The organism is Micromonospora sp. NPDC049801 (assembly GCF_040656575.1).
Classification (GTDB): domain Bacteria; phylum Actinomycetota; class Actinomycetes; order Mycobacteriales; family Micromonosporaceae; genus Micromonospora.
Genome location: NZ_JBFAMS010000002.1, coordinates 402,658 through 425,513 on the forward strand (window position 1 = coordinate 402,658; position 22,856 = coordinate 425,513).

20 protein-coding genes are annotated in these 22,856 nt (G+C 72.5%); 9 read left to right on the top strand and 11 right to left on the bottom strand.

The annotated features are described in order from the left end of the window. Positions 1 to 8: 8 nt before the first annotated feature. The 8 genes from AB0I89_RS05230 to AB0I89_RS05265 form a co-directional block, all read right to left on the bottom strand. Positions 9 to 701 (bottom strand): L-ribulose-5-phosphate 4-epimerase, encoded by a 693-nt coding sequence (locus tag AB0I89_RS05230; RefSeq protein WP_357120408.1) that lies wholly within the window; start codon positions 699 to 701, stop codon positions 9 to 11. Beyond that, positions 698 to 2,380, bottom strand: coding sequence for a ribulokinase (araB, locus tag AB0I89_RS05235; RefSeq protein ID WP_357120411.1), 1,683 nt, complete (start codon positions 2,378 to 2,380; stop codon positions 698 to 700). The genes AB0I89_RS05230 and araB overlap by 4 nt, the downstream gene beginning before the upstream one ends. Positions 2,381 to 2,924: 544 nt before the next feature. Beyond that, on the bottom strand, positions 2,925 to 3,713 hold the full coding sequence (locus AB0I89_RS05240; protein WP_357120414.1) for an ABC transporter permease: 789 nt from the start codon (positions 3,711 to 3,713) through the stop codon (positions 2,925 to 2,927). Then, positions 3,710 to 4,678, bottom strand: a complete 969-nt coding sequence (locus AB0I89_RS05245; RefSeq protein ID WP_357120417.1) for an ATP-binding cassette domain-containing protein — start codon at positions 4,676 to 4,678, stop codon at positions 3,710 to 3,712. The genes AB0I89_RS05240 and AB0I89_RS05245 overlap by 4 nt, the downstream gene beginning before the upstream one ends. Before the next feature lie 32 nt (positions 4,679 to 4,710). Continuing rightward, complete coding sequence (locus tag AB0I89_RS05250; protein WP_357120420.1) at positions 4,711 to 5,553, bottom strand: DUF4097 family beta strand repeat-containing protein; 843 nt, start codon at positions 5,551 to 5,553, stop codon at positions 4,711 to 4,713. A gap of 61 nt (positions 5,554 to 5,614) precedes the next feature. Next, positions 5,615 to 6,142, bottom strand: coding sequence for a hypothetical protein (locus AB0I89_RS05255; protein WP_357120423.1), 528 nt, complete (start codon positions 6,140 to 6,142; stop codon positions 5,615 to 5,617). Between the two features lie 66 nt (positions 6,143 to 6,208). After that, positions 6,209 to 7,420: an FUSC family protein gene (locus AB0I89_RS05260; RefSeq protein ID WP_357120426.1), complete on the bottom strand. Its 1,212-nt coding sequence runs from the start codon at positions 7,418 to 7,420 to the stop codon at positions 6,209 to 6,211. A gap of 95 nt (positions 7,421 to 7,515) precedes the next feature. Then, the gene (locus AB0I89_RS05265; protein WP_357120429.1) at positions 7,516 to 8,484 is read right to left on the bottom strand and encodes an SDR family NAD(P)-dependent oxidoreductase; all 969 of its coding nucleotides are present in this window, start codon (positions 8,482 to 8,484) and stop codon (positions 7,516 to 7,518) included. Positions 8,485 to 8,567: 83 nt separating this feature from the next. On the opposite strand from AB0I89_RS05265, the gene AB0I89_RS05270 reads away from it, so the two are divergent. Both AB0I89_RS05270 and AB0I89_RS05275 read left to right on the top strand, forming a co-directional pair. Beyond that, positions 8,568 to 9,494, top strand: a complete 927-nt coding sequence (locus tag AB0I89_RS05270) for an AraC family transcriptional regulator (protein ID WP_357120432.1) — start codon at positions 8,568 to 8,570, stop codon at positions 9,492 to 9,494. A 162-nt stretch (positions 9,495 to 9,656) separates the two neighbouring features. Further along, the gene (locus tag AB0I89_RS05275) at positions 9,657 to 11,852 is read left to right on the top strand and encodes a hypothetical protein (protein ID WP_357120435.1); all 2,196 of its coding nucleotides are present in this window, start codon (positions 9,657 to 9,659) and stop codon (positions 11,850 to 11,852) included. An 8-nt stretch (positions 11,853 to 11,860) separates the two neighbouring features. Here the strand turns inward: AB0I89_RS05275 and AB0I89_RS05280 are convergent, their stop codons facing one another. Further along, entirely contained in the window at positions 11,861 to 12,610 is a 750-nt protein-coding gene (locus AB0I89_RS05280; protein ID WP_357120438.1) for an SDR family oxidoreductase, read from the bottom strand. Positions 12,611 to 12,734: 124 nt separating this feature from the next. Here AB0I89_RS05280 and AB0I89_RS05285 point away from each other — a divergent pair, with 124 nt between their 5' ends. After that, positions 12,735 to 13,385, top strand: a complete 651-nt coding sequence (locus AB0I89_RS05285; RefSeq protein ID WP_357120441.1) for a class I SAM-dependent methyltransferase — start codon at positions 12,735 to 12,737, stop codon at positions 13,383 to 13,385. A 6-nt stretch (positions 13,386 to 13,391) separates the two neighbouring features. Here the strand turns inward: AB0I89_RS05285 and AB0I89_RS05290 are convergent, their stop codons facing one another. Continuing rightward, the gene (locus tag AB0I89_RS05290) at positions 13,392 to 13,922 is read right to left on the bottom strand and encodes an adenylate kinase (protein WP_357120444.1); all 531 of its coding nucleotides are present in this window, start codon (positions 13,920 to 13,922) and stop codon (positions 13,392 to 13,394) included. Between the two features lie 100 nt (positions 13,923 to 14,022). Here AB0I89_RS05290 and AB0I89_RS05295 point away from each other — a divergent pair, with 100 nt between their 5' ends. From AB0I89_RS05295 to AB0I89_RS05305, 3 genes are read left to right on the top strand one after another with little or no spacing between them, the layout of a single operon-like run. Next, positions 14,023 to 15,366 carry a hypothetical protein gene (locus AB0I89_RS05295; RefSeq protein ID WP_357120447.1) on the top strand — a complete coding sequence of 448 codons (1,344 nt, stop codon included), beginning with the start codon at positions 14,023 to 14,025 and terminating at the stop codon, positions 15,364 to 15,366. Then, positions 15,363 to 15,971 carry a hypothetical protein gene (locus AB0I89_RS05300; protein WP_355050456.1) on the top strand — a complete coding sequence of 203 codons (609 nt, stop codon included), beginning with the start codon at positions 15,363 to 15,365 and terminating at the stop codon, positions 15,969 to 15,971. The genes AB0I89_RS05295 and AB0I89_RS05300 overlap by 4 nt, the downstream gene beginning before the upstream one ends. A 4-nt stretch (positions 15,972 to 15,975) precedes the next feature. Beyond that, positions 15,976 to 16,581 (top strand): hypothetical protein, encoded by a 606-nt coding sequence (locus AB0I89_RS05305; protein WP_357120450.1) that lies wholly within the window; start codon positions 15,976 to 15,978, stop codon positions 16,579 to 16,581. A gap of 47 nt (positions 16,582 to 16,628) precedes the next feature. On the opposite strand, the gene AB0I89_RS05310 is transcribed toward AB0I89_RS05305, so the two are convergent. Next, complete coding sequence (locus AB0I89_RS05310; protein WP_357120453.1) at positions 16,629 to 19,229, bottom strand: LuxR C-terminal-related transcriptional regulator; 2,601 nt, start codon at positions 19,227 to 19,229, stop codon at positions 16,629 to 16,631. A gap of 252 nt (positions 19,230 to 19,481) precedes the next feature. Between AB0I89_RS05310 and AB0I89_RS05315 the strand changes: the two genes are divergently transcribed. The 3 genes from AB0I89_RS05315 to AB0I89_RS05325 all read left to right on the top strand — a co-directional run bounded on the left by AB0I89_RS05315 (position 19,482) and on the right by AB0I89_RS05325 (position 22,829). Continuing rightward, entirely contained in the window at positions 19,482 to 20,669 is a 1,188-nt protein-coding gene (locus tag AB0I89_RS05315; protein ID WP_357120456.1) for an RNA ligase RtcB family protein, read from the top strand. Then, positions 20,666 to 21,328, top strand: coding sequence for a peptide chain release factor H (prfH, locus tag AB0I89_RS05320; protein ID WP_357120459.1), 663 nt, complete (start codon positions 20,666 to 20,668; stop codon positions 21,326 to 21,328). Before AB0I89_RS05315 ends, prfH begins: the two co-directional genes overlap by 4 nt. A 115-nt stretch (positions 21,329 to 21,443) precedes the next feature. Then, positions 21,444 to 22,829 (top strand): glycoside hydrolase family 43 protein, encoded by a 1,386-nt coding sequence (locus AB0I89_RS05325; RefSeq protein WP_357120462.1) that lies wholly within the window; start codon positions 21,444 to 21,446, stop codon positions 22,827 to 22,829. Positions 22,830 to 22,856 lie beyond the last annotated feature (27 nt).

A 22,856-nucleotide genomic window follows, 5' to 3' on the forward strand; every position in this document is an offset into this window, starting at 1 on the left:
GGAGACGGTCAGGAGCTCGCCGGTGCGACTGGTTGTTGGCCGTAGACGTTCTGGTAACGGTGGTAGAGAGCGTCGATGTCGGCCTGCGCGATCGGCACGGGCTGCCCGAGGGTGCGCGCCAGGTACGAGGTACGGGCCACGTCCTCGCACATGACCGCGGCCTTGACCGCCGCGCGGGCGTTGCGGCCGATGGTGAAGACACCGTGGTTGCGCATGAGCACGGCGGGTGAACGGTGCCCGGAGAGCGTGGCGACGATGCCCTTGCCGATGTCGTCGCCGCCGATCAGCGCGAACGGGCCCAGCGGGATCTCCCCGCCGAACTCGTCGGCCTGGGCGGTGAGGTGGCAGGGGATCGCCTCGCCACAGGCCGCCCAGGCGCTGGCGTACGAGCTGTGCGTGTGCACCACGCCGCCGACCTCGGGCATGGCGCGGTAGACGTAGGCGTGGGCGGCCGTGTCGCTGGACGGCGCCAGGTCACCCTCGACGAGGACGCCGTCGAGGTCGCAGACCACCATCGTCTCGGCCGTGAGGTCGTCGTAGCCCACGCCGCTCGGCTTGATGACCATGAGGTCCTGGCCGGGCACCCGCGCCGAGACGTTGCCGGACGTCCAGGCGACCAGGTTGTACCGGGTCAGCTCGCTGTGCAGGCGGGCAACGGTCTCGCGCAGTTCACCGATCTGCCGGCTCACCTCTGCGTTCATGCGACGACCTCCAGCGTGGCCTCGTGGGTGGGCACGGCGGCCTCTACCGCCGCGTTGCGGATCGCCCGGAGGCGGAGCATGACGTCGTTGCCGCCGCGACCGAAGTGGTCGTGCAGCGCCCGGTACTCGGCGTACAGGCCGTCGTAGGCACGGGCCCGCTCCGGGTCCGGCGTGTAGACGGCCTCGTGCACCCGCCCCATCGCCTGGGACGCCTCGTGGATCGACGGGTACGCCCCGGCGGCGACGGCGGCGTGGATCGCCGAGCCGAGCGCCGGCCCCTGCGCGGACGCGATGATGTTCAGCGGGCGCTTGGTCACGTCGGCGTAGATCTGCATCAGGAGCTTGTTGTTGGTGAGGCCGCCGGCGATCACCAGGTCGTTGACGGGCACCCCGGCCTCGACGAACGCGTCGATGATCATCCTGGTGCCGAACGCCGTGGCTTCCAGCAGCGCGCGGTAGATGTCCTGCGGGCGGGTGGCCAGGGTCATCCCGACGATCATCCCGCTCAGGTCGTGGTTGACCAGCAGCGAGCGGTTGCCGTTCCACCAGTCCAGCGCGATCAGGCCGTGCGCGCCGACCGGCTGGCTGGCGGCCAGCTCGGTGAGACGTTCGTGCGAGTCGAACCCGGCCGGTGCGCCGTGCTCGACGAACCAGCCGAAGATGTCGCCGACACCGCTCTGGCCGGCCTCGTAGCCCCACGCGCCGGGGCTGATGCCGCCGTCGACCACGCCGCACATCCCGGCGACCTCGGCCGGGTGCTCGCCGTTGACCACGTGGCAGGTGGACGTGCCCATGATGGCGACCAGCCGACCGGGCTGAACGGCCTGGGCAGAGGCCGCGGTGACGTGCGCGTCGACGTTGCCGACCGCCACGGCGATCCCCTCCGGGAGGCCGGTCCAGGCGGAGGCGCGGGCGCTGAGCGTGCCGGCCCGCGCGCCGAGCGGCAGCAGCGGACCGTCGAGCTTGGCCACGAAGTCGCCGAAGTCAGGGTTGAGCGCGGTCAGGAAGCTCTCGGACGGGTACTGCCCGTCCTGCAGGATGCCCTTGTAGCCGGCCGTGCAGACGTTACGGGTCTCGGTGCCGCTGAGCTGCCAGACGATCCAGTCGGCGGCCTCGATGAACCGCTCGGCCCGGTGGTAGATCTCCGGGTCCTCCTCCAGGAGCTGCAGACCCTTGGCGTACTGCCACTCGGCGGAGATCTTTCCGCCGTACCGGCCGATCCACGGCTCCGACCGCTCATGGGCCAGCGCGTTGATCCGGTCGGCGTGCGGCTGCGCGGCGTGGTGCTTCCACAGCTTGACCCAGGAGTGCGGCCGGTCGCGCAGCTCGGGAACCTCGCACAGCGGGGTGCCGTGGGCGTCGGTCGGCAGCACGGTGCAGGCGGTGAAGTCGATGCCGATGCCCACCACCGCCGCCGGGTCCACCCCCGCCGCGGCGACCGCGGCCGGAACGGCGTGGCGCAGCACGTCGCGGTAGTCGTCCGGATTCTGCAACGCCCAGTCCGGGGGCAGCGACCGACCTCCGGGCAGCGTCTCGCTGATGACCCCGTCGCCGTACTCGTGCACCGCGGTCCCGAGCTCGGCACCATCAGAAACCCGGACCACCAGGGCCCGCCCGGAGAGGGTGCCGAAATCGACACCCACGACGTAGCTTTCGGCAGCTCCGCCCACACGCTCCATGTTCACCTCCACCGTTAACGGGGATAGTGTTAACGCTCACATCCAGCCTCGTCAAGACATCTACCTGCAACAGCTCCGTAACGGAACGCGGAGGCCGTACCGACTCGGGCGCGTCAATACCGGACCGGCGCAAGGCGCTCGATCCGGGGCAGCGGGCGGTCGTGACCCCGTCAGATGGCGATGACGATCGACGGCCGGCGCGGATGGCAGCGATAACATCGACGGCGTCGCCACCCAGGCATGATCAGACCCGTCGAACGCGCCGCCGCCGCGTCCGGACCCCTGACCCGGCGCTCCAGCACCCGACCGCCACGGCGGGTCGCTGGCCGGCGCGGCGTGTTATCGATAACATTCGATGCATGATCGCGGGGTCGACTCGTCGCCGGAGTGATCGGCTCCGGGCCGGCCGTGTCGGGGCTTTCCGGGCCCCGCCGGACGGGCGGGCCGGGCCCCCGGCTGACGCAGGGACCGCCCGGTGACACGCCGACGACCCGGCCCCCATCCGGGCCGGGTCGTCGGTCGTCGGTCGTCGGAGGACGTTGGGTCAGGCCGTGCGCGGACGGTTGTAGAGCGCCTTGGCCCAGCAGAAGCAGCCGACCGTGATGACGGCGCACCAGGCGACCGCGAGGAGCCCGTTGACACCGATTCCACTGCCGAGCAGCAGGCCGCGGAGCGTCTCCATGACCGGGGTGAAGGGCTGGTAGTCGGCGAACAGGCGGACCGGCGTCGGCATCGAGTCGGTGGGGACGAACCCGCTGCCGAGGAACGGCAACAGCACCAGCGGCATGGGCAGGTTGCTGGCCGTCTCGACGCTCCTGGTGACCAGGCCCAGGGCGACCGACAGCCAGGTGACGGCGACGGTGACCATGGTCAGCACGCCGATCGCGGCGAACCACTCGACGGCATCGGCGGTGGGGCGGAACCCGACGAGCAGCGCCGCGCCGGTGACGGCCGCCAGGCTGACCATCGTCTGGAACACGCTGCCCACGACGTGGCCGGTGAGAACCGACGGTCGGAAGATCGCCATGGTACGGAACCGGGCGATGATGCCCTCGGCCATGTCCATGGCGACCGAGATCGCGGTGCCCTGCGCCGCGCTGGCCACCGTGATGAGCAGGATGCCGGGGGTGACGTAGTTGGCGTACTCGGCCCGGCCGCCGGTCGGTCCGAGGCCGGCGCCGAGCGTGCCGCCGAAGACGTACACGAAGAGCAGCAGAAGGATGACCGGGATGCCGATGAGCATGAGGGTCAGCGACGGGTAGCGGCGCATGTGCAGGAGGTTGCGCCGCAGCATGGTCGAGGAGTCGCGCAGGGCGAAGGTCAGGGTGCTCATCGCGCAGTGGCCCTTTCACGGCTGGAGGGGGCGTCGGGTTGGCCGGTGAGGGCGAGGAAGACGTCGTCGAGATCCGGGGTGTGCACGGCGAGACCGGCGACGGTGATGGAGCCCCGGTCTAGGTCGTCGAGGAGGGACCGCAGCGAACCCACCCCGCCGTCGCTCGGCACCTCGAGGGTCAGCGCGGCGTCGTCCCGGGTGGCCGTCGCGAACGTACGGGCCGCCGAGTCGAGTTGGCCCTGGTCGGCGAAGCGCAGGACCACGTGACCGCCCGGGATGAGCCGCTTGAGCTCGTGCGGGGCACCCTCGGCGATCAGCCGACCGTGGTCGAGGAAGGCGACGCGGTCGGCGAGGTGGTCGGCCTCCTCCAGGTACTGGGTCGTCAACAGGATGGTGACGCCCTCGGCGGCCAGCGCCTTGATGATGTGCCACATGGCGCGGCGGCTGCGCGGGTCGAGCCCGGTCGTCGGCTCGTCGAGGAAGATGACGCGCGGATCGCCGACGAGTGTCATCGCGAGGTCGAGTCGACGGCGCGTGCCGCCGGAGTACGTCGCGGCCGGCTTGTCCGCCGCTCCGGTCAGGTCGAACTGGTCGAGCAGGTCGGCGATCCGGCGGCGACCCGCCGCGCGGTCCAGGTGACACAGATCGGCCATGAGGTGCAGGTTCTCCCGGCCGGTGAGCAGGCTGTCCACCGCGGAGAACTGGCCGGTGACGCCGATCAGCTCGCGTACCGCGTCGGCGTCGCGGGTCACGTCGTGGCCGAGGACGCGGGCGTGGCCGCCGTCGGCCGAAAGGAGGGTGGAGAGGATCTGCACGGTGGTGGTCTTGCCGGCGCCGTTGGGGCCGAGCAGCGCGAAGATCGTTCCCTCGGTGATCATCAGGTCGATGCCGTCGAGCACGACCTTGTCGCCGTAGGACTTGCGCAGCTCGGTGGTGACGATCGCGGGTCTGCTGCTGCCGGTCATGGTTTCCTCATCTGTGGTCGGGCCGGGGCGCGTCAGGCGCGGCGGATGGTGATGTCGCCGTAGGAGGTGTTGGCGCGGATCTCGACCGTCTCGTCGGTCTCGGCCGGGCTGTCGGCGGCGTCGAGGGCGTTGTGGACGCGGCCGTGTCGGGAGCTGACGTCGAGCCAGGCGGCGGTGCCGCGCCGGACGCCCACCTCGATCGCGCCGTAGGAGGTCTGTGACTCGATCGACCCGCGCACGACCTCACCCAGCCGCACGTTGCCGTACGCGGTGCGCGCCGCCACCGAGGCGGTCGACGCGTCGACGGTGATGTCGCCGTACGCGGTGTTGATGCGGACGTCGCCTCCGCTGCGCCCGATCCAGCAGTCGCCGGAGGAGTTCTTGATTTCGGCGGTGCCGTCTACCGCGCCGAGGCGCACCTTGCCGGACGACGCCTTCACCCGGGCCGAACCGGTAACACGCTCCACCACGACCTCGCCGTGGCTGCTGTCGATCTCCAACTGCCCGGTCTCCTCCAGCCGGATCGCGCTTCCGGTCTTGATCCGGCACTCACCGAGCCGACCCTCGCCGCGGAAGGCCGCCCAGGCCGCCTCGGCGTGCAGCCGCGTGCCGCTCGGCACCTCGATCAGGACGTCGACCGACGGGCCGGAGCCGAAGCCGTACCGGCGCCAGCTCTTCGGCACCCTGATCCGCAGCTGCCCGGCGGCGAAGTCGACGGAGGTCTGCTCGGCCGCGTTCACGTCGGCCTTGCTCGACGGGTCGCGGGGCCGTACCCGTACCACGGTGTCGGTGCGGTCGGTCGCGGCGATCCAGGCGTCCCCGATGGGCAGCTCGACCTGGACGGAGATCGGTTCTGGCGTGTCGAAAACAGGCATGGTGGTCTCCCGGGAGGTGTTGGCGGAGGCGGAAAGAGCTACGGGGTGGGTGTGCGGCTGCTCAGCGCGCCCAGCCGGTGACGTGCTGGCCGGACCTCGGGGGCTCCGGCCGGCGCGGCGGCTGACGGTCGGGGCCACCGGCCCCGACCGCGCCGGCGACGGCGCGCACCAGCCACGCGTTGACGGAGAGCCCGGCGCGACTCGCGGCCTCGTCGACGCTGGCCTTGAGGTGGTCGGGAAGGCGGAGGTTGATCCGGGACGTGCCGCCCTCGTCGCCCTCGGGTGGCAGCAGAGGCGCCGGGGCCGGAGCTGGCGCGGCGGGCTCGCCCGGCCCGTCCGTGGGCGCGGCGGCGGGCGCCACCACGAAGTCGGGCTCGCGTCCGCGCAGCCGGACGTGCACCGACCCGGGGGCGAGATCGCGGGTGATCTCGTCGGCCGCGTCGGACAGCGCCTCGAGCAGCGTGAGATGGGTGGCCGCTTCGAGCTGGGTGAAGAGCCGTTCGGCCAGCGCCCGACTCTCCGGATCCACGCCCTCGGCTGCCACGGCGAACTCGTTACGCAGGTTCTCGACGTACGGCCTCAAGTCCATGGCACCATCATGGCACCACTTTGGCTCAGCATGCAACACCTGTGGCTCAGATTGCTGCCACGGTAGTCATCGGCGCTGCTCAGCGGGTGTGTCAGCGGTTGCGAACGCGCGGCGGACCACCCGGTTCGCGGCCTCCTGGCTCAGACCGGTGGCCACCAGCAGGTCGCTGGCGGTCGTCCGAACCTGCGCCACCACGACGTTCCCGGAGAAACCGACGCCTTCCCGGTAGGCGTCGCCAGCGGCGCAGACCGCGCGGAGCGCCCGCTCGCGCGCCTGAACGGGCTCCTTGCCGGCGGCGAACTGCCGCTGGAGCAGGCGTACCGCCTCGGCCAGGCCGGCGACCGCCGTGGGCAGGGGTTCCGGGACGGGCTCACCGTCCTCGAGCAGGGTCACCGCCCTACGGATCAGCGTTCCCGCATTGCGCATGGCCCGGTCGATCGGCTCCGCCGTGCGCGCGTACCGGGCCACCGGCCCCTGCCGCTGATGCCAGTGCACGGGTGAGAGGGTGCTGGCCTCCCGGGCACCCTGCGTCGCCTCGACGAGCGCACCCAACTCGTCCTTGTTCTGCCGCAACCTCGCCCGGGCGGTCAGCGCGCGGTCGATGTCCCGGTCGGCCAACGCGCCGGCGGTGGCGTCGAGTTGGGCGCTGAGCAGGTCCAGCGCCGGTCGCGCGGCCCGGTTGAGCACCCGCAACGGGCTCAACGGCAGCAGGACGGCGGTGACCAGCAGTGCCACGGCGCCCCCGACGAGAGCATCCACGAAGCGGGGGATCTCCAGGTCGCGCACGGCTGGACTCAGCGTGGCGATGAGCACGGCCGTAGCGCCCGCCTGGATCACCACGGCCGCGCTGCCGACGAGGAACAGCGCGACGACGATCGCCAACACGACGATCAGAGCGAGCTGCCACCACCCGGTGCCCATCACCCCGAGCAGCAGGTCACCGACCAGCACCCCGACGGTGACACCGATGATCAGCTCGACGGTGCGGCGCAGGCGTTGCCCGACCGACGCCGCGAGGGTGGAGACCGCGGAGATCGGCGCGAACACCGGCTGCGAGACGTGCAGCACGTCGCGCACCACCAGCCAGGACAGCGCCGCTGCCACGCCGGCCTGCAGGGCCAGCCCCCCGATACCCCGAACCCGCCGCGCTCGATCCCGCAGCGTGCCCGACAGCTGGCCCCGCAGCCGCGCGGCGGTCGACGCCGGGCCGGGCGGCGCTGCCCCGTCGGCGCGCGCCGACGCGTCCCCGTCCACACCGGGACGACCGGCAGCGACCATGGCGGGCGGCTACCCCGCCCCACCCCGATCAATCCTGAACGCCGGGCGCGGCCACGCGGGCCCGCGCCGCGCCCGGCGTCGGACGGCGGTCCCGCTCAGCGCTCGGCGAGCGCCTTCTCGGCGTACGCCCAGAGCGCGTCCGCGGCCACCGGGTCGACCGCGTGGTCCGCGACGCCGTCCGAGGCATCGGGGCCACCGGGAACCACCTCCATCTCCTGGTTGTCGACGAAGTACCGGCCCCCGATGCCCTCAAGCAGGGGCGACGCCGCGAGCAGGACCGTGGTCGACGCACCCTGGGCGGGCGTCTTGTAGTAGTCCGGCACCACGAGGTTGCCCGCCTCGTCCATCCCGCCGAGCGCGCGCATCGTGTCGTCGTCGAGGTGGCGCTGGAGATTGGTGTGGATGTAGCCGGGGTTGAGGGCGTTGGCGGTGATCCCGTCCGCCGCCCACCGCCGGGTGATGCCCACCGCCAGCAGTACGTCCGCCGTCTTCGACTGCCCGTACGCCGTCCACCGGTCGTATGGCCGCCGCTCGAAGTGGGGATCCGCGGCGTCGAACGGGGCGCTCAGGTGTGCTCCGGAGCTGACCAGCACGACCCGCGCCGCGCCCGCCGCCCGCAGGTTGTCGCGCACTCCAACGGCCAGCGCGAAGTGCCCCAGGTAGTTGGTCGCGAGCTGGAGCTCCCAGCCCTGGGCCGAGAGCTGACGGGTCGGCAGCGCCATGATGCCGGCGTTGGCGACCAGCGCGTCGAGCGGGCCGTCCCAGGCCGCGACGAACGCGTCGACCGACGACAGATCGGCGAGGTCGAGCGCGGCCGACCGGACGCTTCCCCGCGCGGCGTCGCCGGCGAACTCCTCGACGATCCCCGCGGCCCGATCCGGGTCACGGACCGCTACCGTGACCTGCGCGCCGGCGCCGGCCAGTGCGCGAACCGTCTCGACACCGATGCCCGAGGCGCCGCCGGTGACGATCATCCGACGCCCGGTCAGGTCCACGCCGTCGAGGATCTCGGCGGCGGTGGTGCGGGCGGTGAATCCGGTGGTGAGGCGTGCGTGCGCTGTCATGTCCACCACGCTATGCAAGCTCACCCTGGACTGCCTATAGTCATAAGTCCTTCATACTTTCGCGAGCGTCCAGGACGGTGCGGATGGACCCACTCGAAGACGTGCTGGCACTGCTCGGTGCCACCGCGCACCTGTCCGCCGGTCTCGTCGCGGGTGGGCGCTGGGCGGTCCGGTTCGACCCGCCGGCCGGCGCCAAGTTCAACGCCATCCGACGCGGCAGCTGCCACCTGCTCATCGAGGGCGAGGCCGAACCGATCGCCCTCACCGAGGGCGACTGCTACCTGTTGACCCGGCCGGTGTCGTACACGCTCTTCAGCGATCCCGACGTACCGACCCAGCCGGCGTACCCGATCTTCGCCGCCGCCGGCGACGGCGTGGCACACGTCGGCGAGGGTGCCGACATGTTCCTCATCGGCGGCGCGTTCTCCCTGGGCGACAGGGGTCGCAGCCTCCTGCTGGACGGCCTTCCGCCGGTCATCCACGTGCCGGCCGACGCTCCCGAGGCCGCCACCATCCGGTGGGCCCTCGACCAGATCGACATCGAGCTGCGGCGGCCTCAGCTCGGGTCGCGGCTCGTCGCGGAACACCTGGCGCTCGTCCTGCTGATCCAGGTCCTGCGGGTGCACCTCGCCCGCGACCCGCAGCACACCTCCGGTTGGCTGGCCGGGCTCGCCGACCCGGTGGTCGCCCCCGCTCTGCGGGCGATGCACGCCCGGCCCGCGCAGCAGTGGACGGTGGATGCCATCGCCCGCAGCGCCGCCGTCTCCCGCTCGACGCTCGCCGCCCGCTTCCGGAAGGTCGTCGGCGTCGGTCCGCTGGAATACCTCACCGGATGGCGGATCGAACTCGCGGCGGACCGCATCCGGCACGGCTCCGACTCCGTCGCGGCCATCGCCCGAGCCGTCGGATACGGCTCGGAGAGCGCCCTCAGCGTGGCCTTCAAACGGGTCACCGGCGTCTCACCACGCGCCTACCGCCACAAGGTGGCCGGGAGCGTTCCGGGCGGGTAGGTGACGCGGCGAGCGCCGACCGGGGGCGACCCCGGGCGATTGGGCGCGTCCCGGCCGGGTAGACCCCGGTCCGCCACGCCGGTGGCGGGCCACCCACGGGCCGATCGCCGGCACCGGGCGGTCGGGGTGTCTCGGGGGGCGGTGGCGGATGGATCAGCGCGGATGAGCGGCCCCGACACCGCCTCCGACATCGTGGAGCTGCGGGTGCACGGCGTCTCCGGCGCGAGCACCGAGCAGGTGCTGGGCCTGGCGCGGACGGTGCAGGTCGCGGGCGACCAGATGGGCGGCTTCGTCCGGGTCCGGCCGAGCTGGGCGACCCCCGAGGCGCGCGGTGTGACGCTGGAGGCGTACCGCTGGGGCGACCTACCCTCCGGAACCGTCGCCCGCACCCTGGCGCTGGTGCTGCTACTGCCGTTCCTGCTGGTCAACGTGGCGATCTGGATGCGGCCGGCGAACCCCCGCTCGGAGAGCGTGGTCAAGTCCCTCTGCCGGGTGCTGGCACTCACCCTCACCGTGCTGTACGTGCTCGCCATCGCCGGCGTCGCCCTCGACCTGCTCGCCTGGCACTGCCTGAACTCGCCCCGCTGCCTGGCCGGCCGCAGCTGGTTGTCCTGGTTCAGCGGTCAGCCCGTCGGGCGACGACTGGCGGTGTTCGCGCTGGTCCCGGCCGCCGCGATCGGCCTGGTGTGGCGGCTCAGCAACCGGCCCGGACGGTCGTTCGAGGCGTTCCGCGCGCCCGACGAGGAGGTCGCCGGGCATCGGCTCAGCACGGTCGGCACGTGGGACGCGGAACCCCTGGTGGGGCGGCTGCGATCCGTACACGTCGCTGCGGCGTTCGGGACGTTGAGTCTCGTCCTGCTCACCGCTCGCGCCGCGCGCGGCGTCTCGGTCGCCACGATCGCGTTGGCGGTGGTCACCGGCGTGGTCCTGGCGGCCTGCGTGGCGCTGCTCTGCACGCCGGCGCTGATCGACCGGTCCCCCACCGACCGGCGGCTCGACACGATCACCACCGCCCTGCGCACGACCGCGATGGTCCTGGCCGTCGTGGTCGCCGCCCACGTGGCGACCAGCCCGGCCGGCTGGCGCGAGGACGCCGCACTGCCCGGCTACGACAGGACGCTGGTCTGGCTGTTCGCCACCCAGACGATCCTGCTGGCCGCCCTCGGCGTGTTCCTGCTCTGGCGGCGCAGGGGCAGCCCCCTGTTCGGGCTGGGAGCGCTGGTCATCGCGGCCGCGGGGATCAGCACGGCGGTGGGGTACTCCGCCGAGCTGGTCTACCGGGTGGCGGACTACCTCGACCGCGACCTGCCGACCGGGGAGGGCATCGCGTCGGGTCCGCCCCGGGCGTACACCTGGGCGATCTTCGGTTTTCTCCGCACCGCGCTGGTCACGGCGCTCGTCGCCGTGCTGGTCGTCACGGTCTCCCGCTCCGGACGTCGCCGCCGTGCGGCGGCGATCGTCACACGCGACTACCCGGACGCGCCGACGGAGGCCCGCCCGCGGCTGCGACAGGTACGCGACGCGGTGGCCCGGGCCAGCTTCACCGAACGTCTGGTGCTGCTGGGCGTGATCTTCGGTTGTCTCGCCGGGGTCGGCTCCGCCAGCACCACCCTCGGCCTGTTGGGCGTGTTTCCGGGCGACGTCGTCGAGCGGTACACCCGGTTGCCGGCGGGCGCGGTCACCTTCAGCATCGCGTTCACCAGTTGGGTGAAGGCGGTGGGCCTTCTCGGCCTGGTGCTCGCCGGTATCTTCGCCTACCGCACCACCAGCTTCCGGCGGCACATCGGTGTCATCTGGGACCTCGGCACCTTCTGGCCCCGGGCCGCCCACCCGTTCGCGCCGCCCTGCTACGCCGAACGGGCCGTGCCGGAGCTGACGCGGCGGATCACCTACCTGGTGGAGCGCGGGGACCGCGTGCTGCTCTCCGGGCACAGCCACGGCTCGGTCCTGCTCGCCGCCGCGGTGCTCCAGTTGCCATCCCGGATCGGCGGCCGGGTCGCGCTGCTCACGCACGGGTCACCGCTGCGCCGGCTCTACGCGCGACTCTTCCCCGCCTACCTCGACGACGCGGTGCTGCACGAGATCGGCAACCGGGTGGGCTGGCGGTGGGTCAACCTCTGGCGGGACACCGACCCGATCGGCGGGCGCGTCTTTCCCGACCGGGGACCCGAGGCGTCCGCCGGTGACCCGGCCGCCGCGGTGGATCGCCGGGAGGTCGACCCCAGCGATGTGGTGACCCCGCCCGGCGACAGCGTTCCGCCGCCGATCCTCGGGCACTGGCCGGCCGAGTCCGACGAGCGGTTCGCGGCGGCGGTGCGGGAGTTGGCGCACCGCCTGCGGCGCACGCCACCGGAGTGAGGCGGTGGCTACCTCGCCGCTCGGGCACGCCACCCGTCGAGGCGGGTGGCGGCGATGCGGGCGCCGTCGTCCGGAACGAGCGAGCGCTCGGTCAGCGTGGCGCCGAAGTAACGCGCCCCGGGGTCGGACACGACCGAACGGGAGTCGTGCCGGGTGGCGAGGACGGACCGTCCCAGCTCGTCGAGACGGAACTGTTCCGGGCCGGCGATCTCGACGACGCCGTTCGTCGGCGCGTCGAGCGCGACAGCGGTCACCTCGGACGCGACGTCGTCCGCCGCCATGGGTTGGATGAGCACCGGCGCCAGCCGCGCCGTGTCGCCGTCCGTGGCGGCGTCGACGATGCCCGGGAGGAACTCGAAGAACTGGGTGGCGTGGACCAGCGTGTACGGCAGACCGGACGCGGCGACGAGTTTCTCCTGTGCGACCTTCGCCCGCATGTACCCGCTCTCCGGGAGCCGGTCGGAGCCCACGATCGAGAGCACGACGTAGTGCCGCACCCCGGCGGTGGCGGCGGCGGCGAGGAGGTTCCGGGTCGACGTCTCGAAGAACTCCCGGACGGCGGTGTCCTCGAACGACGGGGAGTTCGACGTGTCGACGACGACAGCGGCGCCGTCGAGCGCCTCGGCCACCCCCTCGCCGGTCAGGGTGTTCACACCGGTCTTCGGGGATGCCGCCACCGCCTCGTGGCCCTGCCCGCCGAGGTTCTGGACGACCTTAAAGCCGATGAGACCGCTCCCGCCGATGACGACGATCTTCATGATCGGACCACTTCCGGTGTGCCGAATCGCCTGACGAACCCAGCCTACGGAGCGCGCCGGACCGGCGCGGTTGACATCGCGACCCATGATTGTGGTCGCCGCCCCGCGAATCCTGGAGGTCGACGTGGCCGCTGTGTCCCATCCGGTGTTCGCGCGGGTCTACGAGCGACTCAGCGTCGCCATGGACCGTGCCGGCACCGCCGAGTTCCGCCGTGACCTGGCCGCTGGCCTGAGTGGCCGGGTGATCGAGGTCGGCGCCGGCAACGGACGCATGTTCCCCCACTACCCCCGCGCCGTGACCGAGGTCGTCGCGGTCGAACCGGAACGTCGCCTGCGTGCCGCCGCCGTCCGCGCGGCCGCGGGCGCACCGGTGCCGGTCACGGTCGTCGACGGCCTGGCCGAGGCGCTTCCCGCCGCCGACGGCGAGTTCGACGCGGCAGTGGTCGCGCTGGTGCTGTGCACCGTGCCCGACCAGGCGGCAGCGCTCGCTGAGATCCACCGCGTGCTGCGCCCCGGCGGGCAGCTGCGCTTCTTCGAGCACGTCGCGGCCGAGGAAACCAACCGCCTGCGCCGGGTCCAGCGGCTGTCCGACGCCACGCTGTGGCCGAAGCTGTTCGCCGGCTGCCACACCGGCCGCGACACCACGGCCGCCATCGCGGCGGCGGGGTTCGCCGTCGAGGAGCTGCGACGCTTCCGGTTCCCGACCGGCAGCTCCAGCCCCTCCTCGCCGTGCGTCGTGGGCCGGGCGACCCGGGTCGACAAGCGGGCGGGCTGAGCGCGTTCACCGGGGCGGCAGCCTCGACAGCCAGTCGTCCAGGGCCGCGGGGTGCGTGAACAGGAGAACCGGCGGGCGGGCCGGATCGGCCTGCCAGGCGCGCATCCGCCGCCGTGCGCGCCCGAACGCGGCGACGTGCCAGAGCAGGATCGAGTCCCGGGACAGCACGCTGCCGACTGATTCGCGGTTGCCGTTGCAGATCACCTCGCCCGTGCCCAGGCGGCGCAGCGTACGACGCAGCAGACGCCCGAACGAACGCCACCGCGGGTAGTCCAGGGCCACCACCAGGTCGGCGCGCGCCAGCGGTACGTCCCGCCACCCGTGGTACGCGCCGTCGAGGATCCAGGCGTCCCGGCGGCAGATCTCCTCGATCCGGCTGCGCTGCTGGGCGACCGGCACCTCGACCCAGCCCGGCAGCCACAGCAGGTCGTCCACCGGATACCACGGCACGTCGAGGCGCTGCGCCAACCGGGCGGCCAGAGTGGACTTGCCCGCGCCGTACACCCCGTAGACCAGGATGCGACGCGGTGCGGCCATCGCGGCAGCGTACGCCGGCCGACGACTACGTAGTCGGGTGGGCAAATCTACGTAGCGGCTGCGGACGTCCAACCACCCGACTCGCGGCTGCAATGGACACATGACCAGCAACGAGGCCGCGAAGGCCAGCAACCCGGACAGCGCCGAGGCGATCGCCCGGCCCACCACCGCACCGACCACACCGCCGCAACGAACCACCCCGGACGAGGCTCCGGCCCGGGCGGACGTCGCCCCACCGGCCCCGCCGCCGGTCCGGGCCCCCGCGCCGGCCCGCGAGGCCGAGCAGGCGCAGCGCGCCGACGGTCCGCCCGCCACGGCGACGCCGCCGGCCAAGGGTGACGCCCAGGCGGCACCGGCCACGCCGACGGCGACACCGCCGACGACCATCACCGCCGACACCGTCGCCGCCCGGGCCGTCGTGCTCGACGGCGCCGACAACGCTCTCGTCCTCACCAACTTCACGACCCGCGCGTACACGATCGGGATGAACGGCGGCACCAGCACCATCAGCCTGGCGAACGACAAGCGCGCCTACACGACAGTTCTGGACGGGCAGAACGGCAACCTGTGGGCCGCCAACAACGTCAACAGCCGGAGCCTGAGCGCCAACCAGGTCGACCTGGACGGGCCGGGCAACCACGTGAAGTTCTGTCACAGCAAGACCCGCACGTACACCATCGGCATCGACGGCGAGCACAGCTCGATGTCCTTCGCCCACCCGGACACCCGGCAGTACCGGCTGCTGCTCAACGGCACCACGGGCGACGTGTGGGCCGCCAACAACGTGAACAGCCCCAGTGTCACGGCGACCAACGTGTCCGCGACCAACGCGGTCAACTCCAAGGTCGTCGCGGCGAACGAGGTCGACCTCGACGGCGCCAACAACCACATCAAGTTCTGCCACAGCAAGACGCGCACCTACACGGTCGCGATCAGCGGTGACCAGAGTTCGATGTCCTTCGCCAACCCGGACACCCGGGCGTACACGGTGGTCATCGACGGGGTGCACGGCGACATCTCGCTCAGCAACGCCGACCTGGCCGAGGAGTTCGACGTCGCGGCCGGTCACCTGCCGTCGGCGATCCCGGGGGCGGTGCTCGTGATCGGCGAGACCGGCGCGTTGGAACTGGCCGACAAGCCGTACGACACGGCGGTGGCCGGCGTGGTCTCCGGCGCCGGCAGCTTCGCGCCGGCGATGGTGCTGGACCGGCGACCGGACAGCGAGCAGCGTCGCCCGCTGGCCCTGGCCGGCAAGGTCTACTGCCTGGTCGACGCGGCGCACGGCGCGGTGCGCCCCGGCGACCTGCTGACCACCTCCCCCACCCGGGGACACGCCATGCGGGTGGCCGACCCGCTCAAGGCGGTCGGGGCGATCCTGGGCAAGGCGCTCGGGCCGCTGCCGACCGGTCGGGCACTGGTGCCGATCATGGTGACCACGTCATGAACAGCCTGCGTCAGAAGGCCGGGAAGTACCTACGGTTCGAGGCGCCTCTGACGGTGCGGGAGGTCGGCACGGAACTCGGCCACCCCACCGGCTCCACCCGCCGGCTGCTCGTACAGCTCGAACAGACGTCGAGCGAGTGGTTCTCCGGGAGCCTGCTGCCCTCCAGCGTCAAGGGTTCGGCGTGGCTGCGGCTGTTCAGCGACGGCGGCTACATGTTCGACGGGCACGTGCACGAGAACGGCGCCGTCACGCACAACTGGTCGCTGGTCGCCACGCCGGGCTTCGTGGACGATGACGGCAACGCCTTCGTCTTCTCCGCGAGCGGCAAGGTGTCCGACAACCACAGCAGCGACGACTTCGCCGAGCACGGGCAGGACCCGCGGATCGCGCAGTACTGGGATCAGCTCAGCACGGCCAGCGTGAACTTCCGGCTGAGCGTGTCGATGAATGTGGCAGAGCTGATCGGCAACATCCTGAAGTGGATTCCGGTGGTGATCTTCGGCGCGGTGGTCGCCGGGTGGGTCGCGTTCTTCGGCCAGCCGGGCAAGGTCCACGCGTACAAGGACGAGAACGGGACCACCCACTTCTGGAAGTCGAGGGAGTGAGGTCATGGCCAGCGTCCGTACCGCCGCCGGCCGGTACCTCGACATCCGTGCGCCGCTGACGCTGCGTCAGGTGGGCGCGCAGGTCGGGCATCCGGCCGGGTCGACAAGGGTGGCGATGGACCGGCTGGAACAGGAGTGGACCGAGACGTTCTCCGGCAGCCTGCTGCCGTCGAGCGTGAAGGGCACAGCCTGGCTGCGGATGGCCAGCGACGGCCACTACTGGTTCCAGGGGCACGTACACGAGAACGGCTTCCTCAGCCACAGCTGGAGTTTCGCCGCCGGCCCGAACGTCGTGGACCAGCACAAGCAGGTGTTCGTGGCCGTCGCCACCGGCCGGGTGACCGACGATCACAGCAGCGACGACTTCAGCATCACCGGCCAGGACCCGCGCATCGCCGAGTTGTGGGAGCAGATCCGGTACGCGCCGGTCAGCTTCCGGCTCGACGTCACGGCCAACTTCGCCGAGGTCGCCAAGAAGGTCGGCATCGGCATCCTGACCGGATTGGGCTTCACGTTCCTGGTCGGCAGCATCAACGTCCTCGGCGCCAAGGGCGCGGACTGCCGTGAGGACTCCAACGGCCGGGTCACCTGCTACACGAAGAACTCCTAGGGGCGGTGGCCGGGGCGCACGTCGCGCCTCGGCCACCGCCGGTGGCCTCAGCCCGCCGGCCGTAAGGCGTCCGACAGGTCCCGCCGGGAGGTCACCGCCAGCTTGCGGTAGGCCCGTCCCAGATGTGTCTGCACGGTACGCACCGACAGCACCAACGCCTCGGCGATCTCCCGGTCGGACAGGCCCCGGGCGGCGAGCCCGGCGATCTGCCGCTCGCGCGCGGTCAGCCCCGCCACCCTCGCGGGGTCGTCCCGCACCGCCGATCGCAGCCGGGCACGCAGGTCGACGGCGAGCCGGACGGTGTCGGTGACCCCGGCCCGCCGGCCGACCTCTCCGGCCACCTTCAGCGCCTCGCCGGTCATGTTCATGTCCACCAGGCGGTGCGCGTGCTCCAGGATCACGGTGGGATCGCGTCCGGCCAGCGCGATCACCGCCCGGCCGGCGGCCACGAGCCGCTCGGCGTCCACGTGGACGAGAGCCTCGGCGATGCGGTCCGCGTAACGGGCCGGACCGGCGACCGGATCCAGGTGCGCGGCGTAGATGAGATAGCCCAGTTCCACCAACCAACTCCCGGAGGCGTGCGCGACCACGATCGCCTCGTCCATCAGCTCGCCCGCCCGAGCGCGCCGACCGGTCGCCGCGGCGACCGCCGCCAGCGCCCACGGGCGCAGCCCCGGGACCAGCGCGACCGCGTCGACGGGGTGCTCCCGTAGCACCGACTCCGCCTCGTCCGGGCGGCCGTCCTCGGCCAGCGTGACGGCCAGCCAGCCGGTTGCCTCGGCGCGGAACATGCCGTTGCCGCCGGCCTGTTGGGCGACGGCGTCCCGGAGCCGGCTGATGGCGCCCGCTCGATCCCCGCTGACCCGCTGGGCGTACCCGTCGAAGAGGGGCCAGGCGGTGGGGGACAGACCGGAGACGAGCGGGTCCGGGGGCAGCGGCCACCGACCGGTGGCCGGGTCGGTGACCGGACCGGTCGGGGTGGGCTGACGCCACAGCTCGGCCAGGGCCAGCGCCGCCCCGGCCATGCCACGGATCTGCGGCATGGCCGACGAGCCGGACCGCTCGACCGCCTCGACCACCGTGCGGCCCACCCGTACCGCCTCTTCCGTGCGGCCGGCCAGCACCAGCGCCACGACCGACGCCAACATGACCCGAAGCCGCGCGCCGCGCGGGAGTGACTCGCCCAGGAGCTGACGGGCGCTCGCCAGCACCCCCGCCGACTCGCCGCTGAACAGCTGGACCAGCACGCCGAGCGCGGCCAACTCCGCCCGGCCGGCAGAGTCACCGGCCGCATCGGCTTCCGCGCGCAGTCGTCGCAGGTCGTCGTACGCCTGTCCGGGCTCCCGCCCGACCCAGAGGCGATGCGCGGCCAGGGCCACCCCCACCGTCACCCGGGCGGTCGGGTCACCGGCCGCGTCGGCGTCCCGGGCGGCGGTCCGCAGCGTCTCGTACGCCTCGACGGCGCGGCCCTGCTCGGCGAGGGCGGCGCTGAGCGCGACCGCCGCCGACGCCCCACCACCCTCCTGCCACGCTCGCCGGGCCAACTGTTCCGAGGCCTCCGGGTCGGCGTACAGGCACAGGCCGGCAGACCGCACCAGCTCCGGCGGGTCAACCGGTTGCCCGGCGTGCACCGCCCAGAGCGCGCGGGCCACCGCGTGCGAGCCGCGCGGCGTGGCCTGCCGTGCGCCGGTCAGCAGCGTGGCGGCGATGCGGCGACGCCGGGCGGGTGACATGCGTCGGCGTACCGCCGCGCCGAGCATCGGATCGCGCAACCGCACCAGGACCTCGTCGCCGCGCTGCTCGCTGCGGAGCATACCGAGCTGTTCGAGGTCGGCGAGCAGCTCCGCCGACGCGGCGGCCTCCGCGACGGGCAGCGGCAGCGGCCCGCCGAGCGCCATCGCGGCCAGCGCCTCCTCACCGGGGCGGCCGACCTGGTCCAGCTCCCGGTCGAGCAGGTCCGCCAGCTGTGCGGGCACCGCCAGGCCGGCGCGCCAGCGCCACTGGTCGCTGTCGCGGGCCAGCGAACCGACCTCCTGCCCGTGGTCGAGCAACGCCACCGCCAGATGTGGCAGTCCGCCGGTCCACTGCCACAGCAGGTGGGTGGTGGACCGGCTGACCGGACCTGCCAACCGCTCCGCCGCCAGCGCGCCGACCTCGGCCTCGGTCAGGGCGGGCACCACCAGTCGGGACAGTCCGACGTCCTTCCACAGCGCGACGACGGCGTCGGGCACCGGGACCCCCGACCGGACGGTGAGCAGGGCCCGGACCGCTCGGGCCTGCACGAGGCCGAGCAGCACACCGGCGGACGGCCCGTCGAGCAGGTGGGCGTCGTCGACGACCAGGACGGGCGTGCGGGCCGGGCCGCACCGCTCGACGAGGCTGGTCAGCACGGTGCTGTGCACCAGGGCCGGGTGCAGGGCGGGGTGACCGCCCGCGAGGAGTCGACCGAGCGCGCCGAAGGGCACCTCCTTGCTCGCCTCGGTGGCGGTGATCCACACCGTGGCGAACAGTCGCGGCGGCAGGTCGGCGACCACCGCGCGAGCGAGGGCCGTGCGACCCACCCCCGCCGGACCGATCAGGACGGCGCCATCGGCCCGCACCAGCGCGGCGCGGGCCTCGGCGAGCGTGCCGTCACGCCCTGTCAGCATTCCCGGATGATGACGGGCGAGCCGCGTCCCGGGCCATCACCCATCCGACAGATGACGGACAGCGTCAATCGGTGCGAGGCCGACGGTGTCCACCGCTCACGATAACCAGTTGCCGTGCGCCACGGACGTCGCCACAGTGGTGCCCATGACGTACTGACGGACACCACCTGAGGACCGCGCCGAGGCCATTTCACGCCGCCCGGCGCCGTACCGCCGTCCGTCCACTTGCGACTCAGCGAGAAATGAGCGTCGTTGTCCGAGCACCACTCCCCTGGGGAGTCCCTGTCCCTGTCCACCCCCGCCACCGTCACCGTGTTCGCGTCCGCCGCGAGCTGGATCGAGTCCGCCGCGCTCGACCAGTGCCGGCAGGTGGCGGCCCTCGACGGCATGGTCCACGTCGCCGGCATGCCGGACCTGCACCCGGGCAAGGGCGCCCCGATCGGCGCGGCCATGGCGTCGACGGTCCTGTACCCGTTCCTGGTCGGCTCCGACATCGGCTGCGGTATCGCCGTCTTCCCGATTCGACTCCGGCGCGTCGTACCCGAGCGGCTGGCCGCCCGGTTCCCCGACCTCGACCGCGCGCTGGACCCGGAGCGGGACGCCGACGACCCCGCCTGGGCCGTCCTCGCGGGTGACGTTCCCGCCGGCCACCTGGACGGGCTCGGTACGGTCGGCCGCGGCAACCACTTCGTGGAGCTGGCCCGCGTCGACACCGTCTTCGCGCCGGAGCACGCCGACCGCCTCGGGCTGGCAACCGGTGACCTCGTCCTGGTCGTGCACAGCGGTTCGCGGGGCCTGGGTGAGCGGATCCTGCGGACGCACACCGAGACGCACGGGGCGGGCCCCGCACCCGACCCGGCCGCCTACCTGACCCGACACGACGAGGCGGTGCGCTGGGGCTCGCTCAACCGGCGGCTGCTGGCCGCCCGGGTCGCGTACGCCCTGGGGGCCGAACCGACCGAGCCGGTCGTCGACCAGTGCCACAACCTGGTCGAGGTGCGCGACGGCGTCTACCTGCACCGCAAGGGAGCGGCGCCGGGTGACGGTCGCGATGTGCTCGTCGCCGGTACGCGGGGCACCGCGTCGTACCTGGTGGCCGCCCACGCCGGGGCGGACGCCAACCACTCGGTGGCGCACGGCGCGGGTCGCAAGATGTCCCGCGCCGACGCGCTGCGCCGGGGCCGGGCCAAGCACACGGTCGAGGAGCTACGGCGTACCCCGGTGGGTTCGCTGGTGGTGTGCGGCGACCGGCAGTTGCTCTTCGAGGAGGCGCCCACCGCGTACAAGCGGATCGAGCAGGTGATCGGCGATCTCGTCGCCCACCAGCTCGCCACGCCGGTGGCCACCACGATCCCCCTGGTCACCTACAAGACGCCGGATGTCGGGGCCGCGCCTCGCTCGGACCGGCGGGATCAGCGTCGCGGGCGGGGTCGGTCGTGAGCCAGGCTCTGTTGCTGTCCGCCGGCCGTGGGCCGCGGGAGTGCGGGTGGGCGCTGGCCCACCTGCTGCGCCGTCTGGAGGGTGACGCCACCCGGCAGGGCGTGGCGGTCCAGCGGGTCCACGTGGTGCCCGGCGACCGGCCCGGCACCTACCGGTCGGTGCTGATCCGGCTGTCCGGCGTCGACGTCGAGGCGTTCGCCGCCTCCTGGACGGGGACGTTGTGCTGGCAGGCGCCCAGCCCCTACCGGACGAGCGCGGGTCGAAAGAACTGGTACGTGACGGCGCAACCGCCGCCGAGCGACGTTCCCCCGACGACGTTCGCCGAGGCCGACGTCGAGATCGTCGGCTGCCGCACCGGCGGTCCCGGCGGCCAGCACCGGAACAAGGCCAGCACGGCGGTACGCGCCACCCACCGCCCGTCGGGTCTCGTCGTCGTGGTGGACGACGAGCGGCAGTTCAGTCAGAACCGGCGCATCGCTCTGGAACTGCTGCGCCAGCGTGTCGAGCGGGGCGACGAGGCGGCCCGCCGCGCGGTCACCACAGCCAGGTGGCGCATCCACGACGACCTCGTGCGGGGCGATCCGACCCGCGTCGAACGCCCGGCGCCGACCTCGACGCCGGGTCGACGGCGGCGCGGACGGGCGGCCGCCGGCCACTGACAGCGGCGCGCTGGCGAGGGGTTGCAGGCGTGTCGGAGGACGTCGTATGTTAACGATCACATCGATGGGCTCGAATGAAATGCTCGCGCTCGCCGCCGCAGAAAGGTCGCCGACCGTGCCTCTGACCCGACGCGCGTTCACCCTGGGCGCGCTGTCCACCGCCGCTGCCGCCACCGGCGCGCTGAGCCTGCCCCGCACCGCCCTCGCCGCGCCGAACACCTCCTACGTCATGGCCTACTTCACCGAGTCGCCGCAGGGCCTGGGAGCGGACTACGGACTGCACCTCGCGGTCAGCCGTGACGGTCTCAACTGGACGCCGCTGAACCAGAACAACCCCGTCGTCACGCCGACCGCCGGGCAGTTGGGTCTGCGGGACCCGTTCGTCTTCCGCAAGCAGGACGGCGCCTTCGTGGTGCTGGCCACCGACCTCAAGGGCACCAACTGGAACCAGACCAGCCAGTACCTGCACGTGTGGGACTCGACCGACCTGACCAGCTTCACCGGCTACCGCCGGATCCGGATGCACACCCTGAACACCCACACCTGGGCGCCGACCGCCTTCTGGGACGCGGCGCGCGGCCAGTACGCCATCGTCTACTCGGCGAACAACGGCCAGGACGTCCTCCTGGTCAACTACACCAGCGACTTCCGGACGGTCAGCTCGCCGCAGGTGTTCTTCAGTCCGGGCTTCGGGGTCCTCGACGGCGACGTCGTCGTCGACGGCGGCACCACCTACCTGTACTACAAGAACCTCGCCAACGGGAACCTGTACGGCGCCCGGTCCAGCACCGCCGCCCCGAACAGCTTCACCACGTACACCTCGGGACTGCTGCAGGGCAGCGGCATCGAGGCGCCGCTGCTGGTCAAGGCGGTCGACGGTAGCGGCTGGCGGTTGTGGGGCGACTCGTACAGCCCGGTCAACAACGACTTCTACGCCTGGTCGACCACCGCCATCGGCGGCAACTCCTGGACGCCGCTGAACCAGCGCGACTACACGCCGCCGTTGAACTCGAAGCACGGGTCGATGACCGGCATCACCGACGCGGAGTACGCCGGTCTCGTCGCGCGGTGGGGTACGCCGAACTGGGTCCGACTGAAGTCCTCCAACCTGCCGGACCGCTACGTGCGGCACTACAACTACGTGGCCCGCGTCGACACGTACCCGTTCGACCCGTACCAGGACCAGTTGTGGCGGATGGTTCCCGGCCTCGCCGACTCGGCCGGGGTGTCGTTCGAGTCGGTGAACAAGCCCGGGTACTTCCTGCGCCACTACAACTACGAGGTACGGCTGGAAGTCACCGACAACACCTCGGTGTTCCGGGCCGACGCGACCTTCTACCGCACCGCCGGGCTGGCCGACGCGTCCTGGACGTCGTTCCGCTCCTACAACTACCCGACCCGCTACCTCCGGCACTACAACTACCTGCTGCGCATCGACCCGCTGAGCGCCAGCTCGGGCGCCACGGACCGGCAGGACGCCACCTTCCGGATCACCTCGTGACGCGAGCCGGACCGGATGGCACCCGCC

Bases quoted from the DNA above. Each gene is read 5' to 3' on its own strand.
- AB0I89_RS05255 (WP_357120423.1), bottom strand. From the start codon at position 6,142: ATGGACTTGAGGCCGTACGTCGAGAACCTGCGTAACGAGTTCGCCGTG.
- AB0I89_RS05230 (WP_357120408.1), bottom strand. From the start codon at position 701: ATGAACGCAGAGGTGAGCCGGCAGATCGGTGAACTGCGCGAGACCGTT.
- araB (WP_357120411.1), bottom strand. From the start codon at position 2,380: ATGGAGCGTGTGGGCGGAGCTGCCGAAAGCTACGTCGTGGGTGTCGAT.
- AB0I89_RS05270 (WP_357120432.1), top strand. From the start codon at position 8,568: ATGGACCCACTCGAAGACGTGCTGGCACTGCTCGGTGCCACCGCGCAC.
- AB0I89_RS05265 (WP_357120429.1), bottom strand. From the start codon at position 8,484: ATGACAGCGCACGCACGCCTCACCACCGGATTCACCGCCCGCACCACC.
- AB0I89_RS05240 (WP_357120414.1), bottom strand. From the start codon at position 3,713: ATGAGCACCCTGACCTTCGCCCTGCGCGACTCCTCGACCATGCTGCGG.
- AB0I89_RS05250 (WP_357120420.1), bottom strand. From the start codon at position 5,553: ATGCCTGTTTTCGACACGCCAGAACCGATCTCCGTCCAGGTCGAGCTG.
- AB0I89_RS05305 (WP_357120450.1), top strand. From the start codon at position 15,976: ATGGCCAGCGTCCGTACCGCCGCCGGCCGGTACCTCGACATCCGTGCG.
- AB0I89_RS05260 (WP_357120426.1), bottom strand. From the start codon at position 7,420: ATGGTCGCTGCCGGTCGTCCCGGTGTGGACGGGGACGCGTCGGCGCGC.
- AB0I89_RS05310 (WP_357120453.1), bottom strand. From the start codon at position 19,229: ATGCTGACAGGGCGTGACGGCACGCTCGCCGAGGCCCGCGCCGCGCTG.
- AB0I89_RS05290 (WP_357120444.1), bottom strand. From the start codon at position 13,922: ATGGCCGCACCGCGTCGCATCCTGGTCTACGGGGTGTACGGCGCGGGC.
- AB0I89_RS05245 (WP_357120417.1), bottom strand. From the start codon at position 4,678: ATGACCGGCAGCAGCAGACCCGCGATCGTCACCACCGAGCTGCGCAAG.
- AB0I89_RS05280 (WP_357120438.1), bottom strand. From the start codon at position 12,610: ATGAAGATCGTCGTCATCGGCGGGAGCGGTCTCATCGGCTTTAAGGTC.
- AB0I89_RS05275 (WP_357120435.1), top strand. From the start codon at position 9,657: ATGAGCGGCCCCGACACCGCCTCCGACATCGTGGAGCTGCGGGTGCAC.
- AB0I89_RS05300 (WP_355050456.1), top strand. From the start codon at position 15,363: ATGAACAGCCTGCGTCAGAAGGCCGGGAAGTACCTACGGTTCGAGGCG.
- AB0I89_RS05295 (WP_357120447.1), top strand. From the start codon at position 14,023: ATGACCAGCAACGAGGCCGCGAAGGCCAGCAACCCGGACAGCGCCGAG.